Origin of the sequence: Robertmurraya dakarensis, assembly GCF_900156875.1 — a bacterium.
GTDB classification, from domain to species: Bacteria; Bacillota; Bacilli; order Bacillales; family Cytobacillaceae; genus Robertmurraya; species Robertmurraya dakarensis.
Map to the genome: position 1 here is coordinate 1538889 of NZ_LT707408.1, position 13183 is coordinate 1552071.

The 13183-nt window shown below is 37.3% G+C and carries 8 protein-coding genes and 2 pseudogenes; 2 read left to right on the forward strand and 8 right to left on the reverse strand.

Annotated features, from left to right (window positions below; genetic code table 11):
* Positions 1-162 precede the first annotated feature (162 nt).
* The 5 genes and pseudogenes from CZ487_RS08620 to CZ487_RS08640 form a co-directional block, all read right to left on the reverse strand.
* Positions 163-1128, reverse strand: a pseudogene (locus tag CZ487_RS08620) (IS6 family transposase); the annotation flags it as partial.
* 1 nt (position 1129) lies between these two features.
* A pseudogene (locus CZ487_RS08625) lies at positions 1130-2370 on the reverse strand (IS6 family transposase); the annotation flags it as partial.
* A gap of 406 nt (positions 2371-2776) precedes the next feature.
* Positions 2777-4216: a DDE-type integrase/transposase/recombinase gene (locus tag CZ487_RS08630; RefSeq protein WP_077211710.1), complete on the reverse strand. Its 1440-nt coding sequence runs from the start codon at positions 4214-4216 to the stop codon at positions 2777-2779.
* 406 nt (positions 4217-4622) lie between these two features.
* Positions 4623-6062, reverse strand: a complete 1440-nt coding sequence (locus tag CZ487_RS08635; protein WP_077211710.1) for a DDE-type integrase/transposase/recombinase — start codon at positions 6060-6062, stop codon at positions 4623-4625.
* A gap of 406 nt (positions 6063-6468) precedes the next feature.
* Positions 6469-7908, reverse strand: coding sequence for a DDE-type integrase/transposase/recombinase (locus tag CZ487_RS08640; RefSeq protein ID WP_077211710.1), 1440 nt, complete (start codon positions 7906-7908; stop codon positions 6469-6471).
* Positions 7909-8072: 164 nt separating this feature from the next.
* Here CZ487_RS08640 and CZ487_RS08645 point away from each other — a divergent pair, with 164 nt between their 5' ends.
* Positions 8073-9449, forward strand: coding sequence for a Mur ligase family protein (locus CZ487_RS08645; RefSeq protein WP_077211711.1), 1377 nt, complete (start codon positions 8073-8075; stop codon positions 9447-9449).
* Between the two features lie 54 nt (positions 9450-9503).
* Here the strand turns inward: CZ487_RS08645 and CZ487_RS08650 are convergent, their stop codons facing one another.
* From CZ487_RS08650 to CZ487_RS08660, 3 genes are all read right to left on the reverse strand, one after another.
* Entirely contained in the window at positions 9504-10823 is a 1320-nt protein-coding gene (locus CZ487_RS08650) for a YheC/YheD family endospore coat-associated protein (protein ID WP_077211712.1), read from the reverse strand.
* Between the two features lie 5 nt (positions 10824-10828).
* Positions 10829-11791, reverse strand: a complete 963-nt coding sequence (locus tag CZ487_RS08655) for a phosphatidylglycerol lysyltransferase domain-containing protein (protein WP_077211713.1) — start codon at positions 11789-11791, stop codon at positions 10829-10831.
* 189 nt (positions 11792-11980) lie between these two features.
* Positions 11981-12160, reverse strand: coding sequence for a hypothetical protein (locus CZ487_RS08660; protein WP_077211714.1), 180 nt, complete (start codon positions 12158-12160; stop codon positions 11981-11983).
* 143 nt (positions 12161-12303) lie between these two features.
* Here CZ487_RS08660 and dat point away from each other — a divergent pair, with 143 nt between their 5' ends.
* Positions 12304-13143, forward strand: a complete 840-nt coding sequence (gene dat, locus CZ487_RS08665; protein ID WP_077211715.1) for a D-amino-acid transaminase — start codon at positions 12304-12306, stop codon at positions 13141-13143.
* The last annotated feature ends 40 nt before the right edge of the window (positions 13144-13183 follow it).

The window sequence follows — 13183 nt, forward strand, 5'->3', positions numbered from 1 at the left end:
GCCAATGGTTTAACAAAAGGCTATCAAGGGCGAAGAGGACAAAAAGAAGGCATACCAAATAAGCCCTTGGTTGTTTCCATTTTAAACCATTGGCAAGTTCGGTTTGTCAAGAGTTCGCTCCGCCGATTGCTGAATAGCTTAAGGGCTCTGCTAAACAAAAAGTTAGGCTACCTGTTGCTCGATAATCCATTGTTGGGCTAACTCTATAAGCTTTGTCCAACGTGCTGGCATGGTGGGAAGCCCTTGTAATTGAGGGTTTACCACAGGCACTTTTCCTTCTAAGGATGCATGAGGCCGTAGAAAATTAAAATAGGCCACAAACAAAGTGACAAAGGATACAGATCCTTTTTCCGAACCAAATCCATGAGTCGAGCGATAGTTGCCTTTAAATGTTCGATTGAGCCTCTCTATAATCTGTTTTAAAGGTCTGTATTCCGTTGAGACTGGGTCTTCATTTGTAAGCCCAATCACTTGCTTCACATCAAAAGAAATATCATGCTGAGCGAAAAAGTGTTGTGCTAAAAGATAGATTGGGTTTCCATCCACTACAAAAGTAAGGTCTTTTGGAATCTCTTTCATCTTTACTAACACTTCATCTATCGCACGAATGGCTGACGCTGTATCTCGATTGGCAGACACCGGGTAAGATAGGATGATCTTTTTCACTGCGTCAAAAAAGAAAAACAAATAATGCCAGCGTCCATTCACTCGAATATAAGTTTCATCACCACAAAATTGATCTGAAAGATCATACGGATAGTGATCGACGTAAGGCTTAAGCAAGAGCGCAACACTATTTTCGTAGTTCAATATCGTCTGATGAGAAATCATAACTCCGTGAACATCCTGCATAATCGCGGCTGTTTTACGGGCCGAAAGGCCATAGTTTACATGATAGGTCAATATAAGTCCTAAGGTATGTGGGGATGCATAAATCCTAGATAAATCCACTCTCGGCAACTCTGGTGAATCTTTGGATAAAGGTTGAAATTCAATATGAAACTGACGAAAAATGTATCTCAGTTTAAATGCCTGAGGGTCCTTTCTAAACCTTTTCTTCTCTTTTGAAGACATTGCGTTTATTTTCTTTTGATAGTAAGAACAATCATTGTTTTTACATTTGTACACNGGTCGAGCGATAGTTGCTTTTAAATGTTCGATTGAGTCTCTCGATAACCTGTTTTAAAGGTCTATATTCCGTTGAGACTGGGTCTTCATTTGTAAGCCCAATCACTTGCTTCACATCAAAAGAAATATCATGCTGAGCGAAAAAGTGTTGTGCTAAAAGATAGATTGGGTTTCCGTCCACTACAAAAGTAAGGTCCTTTGGAATCTCTTTCATCTTTACTAACACTTCATCTATCGCACGAATGGCTGACGCTGTATCTCGATTGGCAGACACCGGATAGGATAGGATAGGATGATCTTTTTCACTGCGTCAAAAAAGAAAAACAAATAATGCCAGCGTCCATTCACTCGAATATAAGTTTCATCACCACAAAATTGATCTGAAAGCTCATACGGATAGTGATCCACGTAAGGCTTAAGCAAGAGCGCCACACTATTTTCGTAGTTCAATATCGTCTGATGAGAAATCATAACCCCGTGAACATCCTGCATAATCGCAGCTGTTTTGCGGGCCGAAAGGCCATAGTTTACATGATAGGTCAATATAAGTCCTAAGGTATGTGAGGATGCATAAATCCTAGACAAATCCACTCTTGGCAACTCAGGTGAATTTTGAGATAAAGGTTGAAAATCTATACGAAACTGACGAAAAACGTATCTCAATTTAAATGCTTGAGGGTCCTTTTTAAACCTTTTCTTCTCTTTTGAAGACATAGCGTTTATTTTCTTTTGATAGTAAGAACAATCATTGTTTTTACACTTGTACACATCAAAATCTTTGCGTTCCTTGATTTTTTCTAGAGTTTTTGAACAATGAGGGCACTTCAAAATGGCCTCTTTGGAATAACGGCTCTTATCATTGAAAAGACAGGAACAGACTTTGCATAGATACTGTCCTTTATCTCCATTATTGGCATAAAGGTAATCTGATGGAGCACCACACTTTGGACAGTTCATAGATTTAGGGACTGAAATTTTTGCATTCTTACGCCTTTGAACAGGTTTAAGGGGTTTCCCGTTTTTCTCTAAGTATTCAGTAAGGAGAAGTTGATAATCGAGATTTTCTAGTAGTTCTATGATCGGTAGATCATCTACCTGAAGTTTACGATAGGGTTTATTCACCGGCTGTTCTGTTGGCTTATCAAACATACTTTTACCAATTAATAAGGTAAGTAATGTTCGAATCATTTGTTCTTGATAGTTTATAAAAGTTAATAAATAGGTTATAATTTGAGGGTACAAATTGTCACTTCCATTCTAGGTTGTTGGGTGTGTGGTAACCTCAATTATCCTTAGAATTCAGGGGGTGGCAATTTTTTTGCTTATAAAGCCCTCTATCAAGGTATTTAATAGCCTATTTCTTATAAAAGTTTTGACAATACGAATGGGAAGGTAGTGTAAAAAGTTCTATGAAAACTTAACACTAACCCTTTGATTCCTTCCAGTTTTTATGTGGTAAGGCCACGCAATCGCTCTTGACAAACACGCCAATGGTTTAACAAAAGGCTATCAAGGGCGAAGAGGACAAAAAGAAGGCATACCAAATAAGCCCTTGGTTGTTTCCATTTTAAACCATTGGCAAGTTCGGTTTGTCAAGAGTTCGCTCCGCCGATTGCTGAATAGCTTAAGGGCTCTGCTAAACAAAAAGTTAGGCTACCTGTTGCTCGATAATCCATTGTTGGGCTAACTCTATAAGCTTTGTCCAACGTGCTGGCATGGTGGGAAGCCCTTGTAATTGAGGGTTTACCACAGGCACTTTTCCTTCTAAGGATGCATGAGGCCGTAGAAAATTAAAATAGGCCACAAACAAAGTGACAAAGGATACAGATCCTTTTTCCGAACCAAATCCATGAGTCGAGCGATAGTTGCCTTTAAATGTTCGATTGAGCCTCTCTATAATCTGTTTTAAAGGTCTGTATTCCGTTGAGACTGGGTCTTCATTTGTAAGCCCAATCACTTGCTTCACATCAAAAGAAATATCATGCTGAGCGAAAAAGTGTTGTGCTAAAAGATAGATTGGGTTTCCATCCACTACAAAAGTAAGGTCTTTTGGAATCTCTTTCATCTTTACTAACACTTCATCTATCGCACGAATGGCTGACGCTGTATCTCGATTGGCAGACACCGGGTAAGATAGGATGATCTTTTTCACTGCGTCAAAAAAGAAAAACAAATAATGCCAGCGTCCATTCACTCGAATATAAGTTTCATCACCACAAAATTGATCTGAAAGATCATACGGATAGTGATCGACGTAAGGCTTAAGCAAGAGCGCAACACTATTTTCGTAGTTCAATATCGTCTGATGAGAAATCATAACTCCGTGAACATCCTGCATAATCGCGGCTGTTTTACGGGCCGAAAGGCCATAGTTTACATGATAGGTCAATATAAGTCCTAAGGTATGTGGGGATGCATAAATCCTAGATAAATCCACTCTCGGCAACTCTGGTGAATCTTTGGATAAAGGTTGAAATTCAATATGAAACTGACGAAAAATGTATCTCAGTTTAAATGCCTGAGGGTCCTTTCTAAACCTTTTCTTCTCTTTTGAAGACATTGCGTTTATTTTCTTTTGATAGTAAGAACAATCATTGTTTTTACATTTGTACACATCAAAGTCTTTACGTTCCTTGATTTTTTCTAGAGTCTTCGAACAATGAGGGCACTTCAAAATGGCCTCTTTGGAATAACGGCTTTTATCATTGAAAAGACAGGAACAGACTTTGCATAGATACTGTCCTTTATCTCCATTATTGGCATAAAGGTAATCTGATGGAGCACCACACTTTGGACAGTTCATAGATTTAGGGACTGAAATTTTTGCATTCTTACGCCTTTGAACAGGTTTAAGGGGTTTCCCGTTTTTCTCTAAGTATTCAGTAAGGAGAAGTTGATAATCGAGATTTTCTAGTAGTTCTATGATCGGTAGATCATCTACCTGAAGTTTACGATAGGGTTTATTCACCGGCTGTTCTGTTGGCTTATCAAACATACTTTTACCAATTAATAAGGTAAGTAATGTTCGAATCATTTGTTCTTGATAGTTTATAAAAGTTAATAAATAGGTTATAATTTGAGGGTACAAATTGTCACTTCCATTCTAGGTTGTTGGGTGTGTGGTAACCTCAATTATCCTTAGAATTCAGGGGGTGGCAATTTTTTTGCTTATAAAGCCCTCTATCAAGGTATTTAATAGCCTATTTCTTATAAAAGTTTTGACAATACGAATGGGAAGGTAGTGTAAAAAGTTCTATGAAAACTTAACACTAACCCTTTGATTCCTTCCAGTTTTTATGTGGTAAGGCCACGCAATCGCTCTTGACAAACACGCCAATGGTTTAACAAAAGGCTATCAAGGGCGAAGAGGACAAAAAGAAGGCATACCAAATAAGCCCTTGGTTGTTTCCATTTTAAACCATTGGCAAGTTCGGTTTGTCAAGAGTTCGCTCCGCCGATTGCTGAATAGCTTAAGGGCTCTGCTAAACAAAAAGTTAGGCTACCTGTTGCTCGATAATCCATTGTTGGGCTAACTCTATAAGCTTTGTCCAACGTGCTGGCATGGTGGGAAGCCCTTGTAATTGAGGGTTTACCACAGGCACTTTTCCTTCTAAGGATGCATGAGGCCGTAGAAAATTAAAATAGGCCACAAACAAAGTGACAAAGGATACAGATCCTTTTTCCGAACCAAATCCATGAGTCGAGCGATAGTTGCCTTTAAATGTTCGATTGAGCCTCTCTATAATCTGTTTTAAAGGTCTGTATTCCGTTGAGACTGGGTCTTCATTTGTAAGCCCAATCACTTGCTTCACATCAAAAGAAATATCATGCTGAGCGAAAAAGTGTTGTGCTAAAAGATAGATTGGGTTTCCATCCACTACAAAAGTAAGGTCTTTTGGAATCTCTTTCATCTTTACTAACACTTCATCTATCGCACGAATGGCTGACGCTGTATCTCGATTGGCAGACACCGGGTAAGATAGGATGATCTTTTTCACTGCGTCAAAAAAGAAAAACAAATAATGCCAGCGTCCATTCACTCGAATATAAGTTTCATCACCACAAAATTGATCTGAAAGATCATACGGATAGTGATCGACGTAAGGCTTAAGCAAGAGCGCAACACTATTTTCGTAGTTCAATATCGTCTGATGAGAAATCATAACTCCGTGAACATCCTGCATAATCGCGGCTGTTTTACGGGCCGAAAGGCCATAGTTTACATGATAGGTCAATATAAGTCCTAAGGTATGTGGGGATGCATAAATCCTAGATAAATCCACTCTCGGCAACTCTGGTGAATCTTTGGATAAAGGTTGAAATTCAATATGAAACTGACGAAAAATGTATCTCAGTTTAAATGCCTGAGGGTCCTTTCTAAACCTTTTCTTCTCTTTTGAAGACATTGCGTTTATTTTCTTTTGATAGTAAGAACAATCATTGTTTTTACATTTGTACACATCAAAGTCTTTACGTTCCTTGATTTTTTCTAGAGTCTTCGAACAATGAGGGCACTTCAAAATGGCCTCTTTGGAATAACGGCTTTTATCATTGAAAAGACAGGAACAGACTTTGCATAGATACTGTCCTTTATCTCCATTATTGGCATAAAGGTAATCTGATGGAGCACCACACTTTGGACAGTTCATAGATTTAGGGACTGAAATTTTTGCATTCTTACGCCTTTGAACAGGTTTAAGGGGTTTCCCGTTTTTCTCTAAGTATTCAGTAAGGAGAAGTTGATAATCGAGATTTTCTAGTAGTTCTATGATCGGTAGATCATCTACCTGAAGTTTACGATAGGGTTTATTCACCGGCTGTTCTGTTGGCTTATCAAACATACTTTTACCAATTAATAAGGTAAGTAATGTTCGAATCATTTGTTCTTGATAGTTTATAAAAGTTAATAAATAGGTTATAATTTGAGGGTACAAATTGTCACTTCCATTCTAGGTTGTTGGGTGTGTGGTAACCTCAATTATCCTTAGAATTCAGGGGGTGGCAATTTTTTTGCTTATAAAGCCCTCTATCAAGGTATTTAATAGCCTATTTCTTATAAAAGTTTTGACAATACGAATGGGAAGGTAGTGTAAAAAGTTCTATGAAAACTTAACACTAACCCTTTGATTCCTTCCAGTTTTTATGTGGTAAGGCCACGCAATCGCTCTTGACAAACACGCCAATGGTTTAACAAAAGGCTATCAAGGGCGAAGAGGACAAAAAGAAGGCATACCAAATAAGCCCTTGGTTGTTTCCATTTTAAACCATTGGCAAGTTCGGTTTGTCAAGAGTTCGCTCCGCCGATTGCTGAATAGCTTAAGGGCTCTGCTAAACAAAAAGTTAGGCTACCTGTTGCTCGATAATCCATTGTTGGGCTAACTCTATAAGCTTTGTCCAACGTGCTGGCATGGTGGGAAGCCCTTGTAATTGAGGGTTTACCACAGGCACTTTTCCTTCTAAGGATGCATGAGGCCGTAGAAAATTAAAATAGGCCACAAACAAAGTGACAAAGGATACAGATCCTTTTTCCGAACCAAATCCATGAGTCGAGCGATAGTTGCCTTTAAATGTTCGATTGAGCCTCTCTATAATCTGTTTTAAAGGTCTGTATTCCGTTGAGACTGGGTCTTCATTTGTAAGCCCAATCACTTGCTTCACATCAAAAGAAATATCATGCTGAGCGAAAAAGTGTTGTGCTAAAAGATAGATTGGGTTTCCATCCACTACAAAAGTAAGGTCTTTTGGAATCTCTTTCATCTTTACTAACACTTCATCTATCGCACGAATGGCTGACGCTGTATCTCGATTGGCAGACACCGGGTAAGATAGGATGATCTTTTTCACTGCGTCAAAAAAGAAAAACAAATAATGCCAGCGTCCATTCACTCGAATATAAGTTTCATCACCACAAAATTGATCTGAAAGATCATACGGATAGTGATCGACGTAAGGCTTAAGCAAGAGCGCAACACTATTTTCGTAGTTCAATATCGTCTGATGAGAAATCATAACTCCGTGAACATCCTGCATAATCGCGGCTGTTTTACGGGCCGAAAGGCCATAGTTTACATGATAGGTCAATATAAGTCCTAAGGTATGTGGGGATGCATAAATCCTAGATAAATCCACTCTCGGCAACTCTGGTGAATCTTTGGATAAAGGTTGAAATTCAATATGAAACTGACGAAAAATGTATCTCAGTTTAAATGCCTGAGGGTCCTTTCTAAACCTTTTCTTCTCTTTTGAAGACATTGCGTTTATTTTCTTTTGATAGTAAGAACAATCATTGTTTTTACATTTGTACACATCAAAGTCTTTACGTTCCTTGATTTTTTCTAGAGTCTTCGAACAATGAGGGCACTTCAAAATGGCCTCTTTGGAATAACGGCTTTTATCATTGAAAAGACAGGAACAGACTTTGCATAGATACTGTCCTTTATCTCCATTATTGGCATAAAGGTAATCTGATGGAGCACCACACTTTGGACAGTTCATAGATTTAGGGACTGAAATTTTTGCATTCTTACGCCTTTGAACAGGTTTAAGGGGTTTCCCGTTTTTCTCTAAGTATTCAGTAAGGAGAAGTTGATAATCGAGATTTTCTAGTAGTTCTATGATCGGTAGATCATCTACCTGAAGTTTACGATAGGGTTTATTCACCGGCTGTTCTGTTGGCTTATCAAACATACTTTTACCAATTAATAAGGTAAGTAATGTTCGAATCATTTGTTCTTGATAGTTTATAAAAGTTAATAAATAGGTTATAATTTGAGGGTACAAATTGTCACTTCCATTCTAGGTTGTTGGGTGTGTGGTAACCTCAATTATCCTTAGAATTCAGGGGGTGGCAATTTTTTTGCTTATAAAGCCCTCTATCAAGGTATTTAATAGCCTATTTCTTATAAAAGTTTTGACAATACGTCAGAAGGGATGGGAGGGAACAGATGAAAACAATTTTTCTGCAAGACTTCATCGCACATATAAAAGGGGTCGTCATATATGGTCATCCTAATCCACGCATCTCAAATGTTCTAAAAAGTTTCAAATACTCAAAAGTGACACATAACACGATGTTTTTTCATAAAGGTAAAATGTTGTCGTTAAAAGGTTTTGCTTCATTAAAACAAGTTGTTGTCATCTCCTCAAATCCTCAGAATCTTCAAGATGTTGGATCGAATGTGACTATTGTGCAGGTGAAGAAGATTAGAAAAGCGTATTGGAGGTTCATTGACTATTATAGAAATCTTTTTCAAATTCCGTTTGTCGCGGTAACAGGGACATGTGGGAAGACGACAACAAAAGAAATGGTGAGCTGGATCTTTGAAAAGGATAAAAATGTATACAAAACTATTTCCAATCATAATGACCCAAGCAGAAATTTTGGGTATTTATTAGGTATACAGCCGTCTACGGATATTGTTGTTATGGAAACTGCTGTTGCGAGACCTGGTCATTTAAAAGAATCGTACCGTTATTTCAAGCCTCATGTTGGAATCTTAACCTCAATCGGAATTGACCATTTAAATGGTTTTCCTACTCTTGAAGCCTATCAAAGAGAAAAACTGTCTATCTTTTCTTTAATAAGGGAAGACGGGACCGTCATTATCAACATGGATGATGAAAGAATTAATAAACTGGACTTGAATAATTTTAATAAGAATTTGCTTACTTTTGGTGCCGAGGATGGATGTGACTTTAAAATTAGTGATATAGAATACGGCGACAATGAAATGAAATATACAATCATACATCAATCCAAGAATTATAAATTTTCAATACCTGGGTTAGGAAAGCACAATGTACAAAATGCAGCTGCAGCTATTGCAACAGCATATGCCTTAGGGGTAGAGGTAGCAGAAGCAGGAAAACGATTAAGCGACTTTCCCCGCCTCCCGAGGCATGTTGAAATTATCCAAGGTATCAAAGGTTCTACGATCATAGATGATACGTGGAGTACAAACCCAACATCCATACAATCAGCTTTCGAAGTGTTAAAGAACATTTCAAAAGGGAGGAAAAAAATTGCCGTATTGGGTGAAATTAAGTATCTTGGTAACCGGTCTAAGGAAGTCCATGAACTGGTTGGGAAGATAGCAGCGAGCCATGAACTTGATTTCCTTTTCACGATTGGGGAGGAGGCTTTGCCGATTGCATTACAGGCAAAAGAATTAGGAATGGATGAATCGACCATATTTCCTTGCAAATCACCAAGAGAAGCCTATGAAAAAATTTGCAGATTAATAAGTAATGATTCTGTGGTCTTAGTTAAAACCTCTATGTTTCAATCATATAATAAGTTTATCAATGCATTGAAAGCTTAATAAACCGTAAAGAGAAAACAACCGTCTCGAATATTAATCATAGCGGTTGTTTTTTTAGGAGTTAAATCCTGATAAAAATTTAGTATAAAGCATATTTTGTAGCCTTGTATAATATAAGAGATCCTTACGGTTTGATACCAGAGCAATACGGTGATCGGGATCTTCGTTATTGATTTCAATAATCCAAAGCTTCTGGTTCTTATCGATTGCAAAATCAAATCCCAAGTTTCCACATTGAATTAGATGTTCTTCCAAGCAGGACGATGCTAGTCTGCATAAGTTAGTGATCTGTTCAAGGAGATCTTTTGCCATGTCCTCAGGAAACATCTCCATCAAGGCCATTTCCCCGAACCTTGCCTTACCGCCAGATGTAATATTGCTAACGGCACTTCCAGCTTTTCCGTATCTTGCAAATAACCCGGCTTCTTGCCATAAACCCTTTTGATTCTTTAAATAAATTTGACGAAAATCAATAATCTGGCCATCGATAGTTAAAAGTTCGATGGCTTCTTGCATTATATAGGTGTTTTTCTGTAAAAGCTTTCTCAAAAACTTTATCAAGTCTTTTCTGTTATCAATTAAATGATGAATGGTTTTTTTTCTTTTTTGATAACGCAAATGGATCACATTCTCTGATACTGTAATCTCAATAATTCCTTTAGCAAAAGTACCACCAATTGGCTTTAAATAAGCTCTTTTATATGTTTTAAGGAACCTGAGAATATCCCTTGGTTTATTGCATAGTGCAGTTTTTGGCAGCGTGTTTCGAAGAGATGGTTCTCTCTGCAGCCATTCGTACATCTCCCATTTATGAAAGGTTGGGTAATTAAAAATTTTTTTTTGATATACGGTAGAAATATACGACCATTTTGGATTTTTTGTTACTTTACAGCGATTAAAAATGGCTGAAGGGAAGGGGATGTTTGGCATCATGATCCACTCTTGTTGTTTGGGATTATATATATATGCTTTTAATATTTGTGCAGATGTCATGTCAATGTCCTCAATAGAAAACGCAGCAATTGCCCCTTTGATTTTGTGATAATGAAAAATATAACCATTGAGGTCGTTTAAATATGTTTGAAGATTTTTTTTTATGGGTGTAAGAATACCTAAATAAGGTCCTAAAATAATCGTATCTTCTTCAAAAATGATTTCAAAATCACAAAAAGTAGGAATATTAAGCAATTGGATAAGGGCATCTGATAAATGAAGTTCATTAATCATGACTTCTTCAGACGAGTTCATTTGAATAGGAACTTTTTGCATTCCAAAGGATAGAAACTGGCAAAGATTTGCTGAATGGCTGACATGAATGGTTATTGCCATCTCGCTGGTAGGCTGGGGAATGATTTTAAAAAACGTTTGTTCCATTACAATCACCTAAGTTTTAAAGAATATAATTTTAGTTTTAAAACCGGATTAAACTTTTCTTTGAAAGTTCGCAGGCCTTCATGGTTATTGTCACTTCCAGTGAGAAGCAGATTGATCTCTGGATTTAGTTCCTGAATGTTCCGGGCAAATTCCGTATATAAAAATTCATAAATCCCTTTTATTTCTGGTAACCCTTTTGCAATGCAGCCCCATGCGAGTTTGTTCGGCAAGATTTCCCCTGTAACAACCCCAACAACTCGATCATCAATTGTTGCAACAAAAATCAACTCATGCAACGATTGATAATGACGAAAGATTTGAGTAAAGGTATGGTTGTCTGTAATTCTGCTATACCTTTTTCCGGAAGCTTCATTCCAACGTTTCTTTAGGAAAAGGACTTGCTTTAAATCTGAGGGTGTAAAACGTCTAAATTGAAGTGAGGGGTATTCTCTTTCGATGCGGTTCAACCAATATCGAACAGCCTGAAATTCTTTTCCTTTTCGTTCTACAACCTTTGAAATATCCCAAATAATTTCCTTGCTTTTTTGGCCAGTCAGAATAAAAAAACTGTCAAAATAGCTTGAGGTTTTAAGAAAATTCAGCTGTAGTTCATTTAGTAAATAAACGATTGGTTTTTTTGTAACGTTATATTGAGTGTTCCAATCTCTGCAAAGCTCTAAGCTTTTCATTAATACCTTGACAACATGATCAGCGTTTCCCTGTCCAATAGGTAAGCACCAGAGAAACATATAATTCCTTTTTGTTCTAATAAATGTTACTAGCATACCATCGATAATCTTATAAAAGACATTTATATTCTTTTTTCTGGATAGGCTCCAAATATAAGTGAAATTTGATGCCCATAATCCTGTGAAATAGGAAGTTACTTCTGTATAGTCGCTATAAATCTCGTAATCTCTAAGAGTGATTTTTCTAAAGCCATATTCATTTTGCCAAAGTTCATCCAACAAAGCTCCTCCCTTTCATAAGAATAGCTATGAGCATCATATGATTACAATTAAGGAATGGAATATGTGTTAGACTAGTTGTTTCAAAAATGGATGGTTTATTAAATATTTGCTGGCAAGCTTATTCAACTACATAAAAAGAGGAATTGCCAAAGCAACTCCTCTTTAAGGTGGCAAAGAACTAAAGAACTATTCCTTCTCCTCCCCATTAAAATCCAATTCCTGCTTCAGGTTAGCACCAAACGGATTCGCTGCACGCAAATCGTAGCCTTCATCAATTGAGCTAACATGAATAATATCTTCAACCGCCCCTCTCTTACTTGCTTCTCTAATGTCACTTTCACTATTAGTGAGATTTTTCTTTTCCATGTGAAGCACCTCATTTTCTTATTCTGGTATAATACTTACTATTAGTGTTAAAATTTAAAATCTTTTTTCATTCGCTTATTTTGTTATCAAGACTTATTTTATATACTAGAAACATAACAGAGCGTTAGAAAGGATATGAGGAAATGGAACTTGGATATTATAATGGGAAATTTGTTGGACTAGATGAAAAGGTTGTACCGATTGATGAACGTGGTCATCAATTTGGGGATGGGGTTTATGAGGTCATTCGTTTTTACGATGGAAAACCTTTTATGATGACGGAGCATTTAGAGAGATTGATTAGAAGTGCAAACGATATTAAGCTTCAGATGTCAGAAGGCCTTCAAGAGCTTAATGATTTAATTTTAGAGGGTGTAGCGAAGTCACAGCTAAAAGAGTGCAGCGTATACCTTCAAATAACAAGAGGGATTGCTTCTAGGAATCATCTGTTTCCAAACGTCCCAGTATCGATTGCGATGACGATTCGCGAAGCCAAGCCTTTATCCGCAGAATTACGTGAAAAAGGGGTTGCGACAATCATTCTTGAGGATGAAAGATGGGCAAATTGCTACATAAAATCCTTAAACTTATTGCCTAATATTTTAGCAAAGCAAACTGCACATGAAGCGGGGTGCTACGAAGCGATTTTAGTAAGAGATGGGTATGTGACAGAAGGTACAAGCTCAAACGTATTTATCGTGAAGAACGGATGTATTATCACGACTCCGCTTCATAAACATATTCTGCCTGGAATTACTAGGATGGCAGTAAAAAATATTGCTGAACAGTTGAATATTCCTTTTGAGGAAAAATATTATAGTCCTGAGGAACTTCTTCAAGCAGATGAAATTTTTATAACTAGTACCACTGCTGAAGTCCTACCGGTAGTCAAAGTAGATAAAACAACAATCGGTTCAGGTACCCCAGGCAAGTTAACGAGCAGTTTGTACGGGGAATTTCAGAAAGTTGTTGAAGCACTATAAGCATTGTTAGATAATTTTGAGACACTGAAATTTAAGGGGA

Excerpts from the sequence above, each read along its gene's own strand:
- CZ487_RS08645 (WP_077211711.1), top strand. The coding sequence starts at position 8,073 with ATGAAAACAATTTTTCTGCAAGACTTCATCGCACATATAAAAGGGGTC.
- CZ487_RS08650 (WP_077211712.1), bottom strand. The coding sequence starts at position 10,823 with ATGGAACAAACGTTTTTTAAAATCATTCCCCAGCCTACCAGCGAGATG.
- CZ487_RS08660 (WP_077211714.1), bottom strand. The coding sequence starts at position 12,160 with ATGGAAAAGAAAAATCTCACTAATAGTGAAAGTGACATTAGAGAAGCA.
- dat (WP_077211715.1), top strand. The coding sequence starts at position 12,304 with ATGGAACTTGGATATTATAATGGGAAATTTGTTGGACTAGATGAAAAG.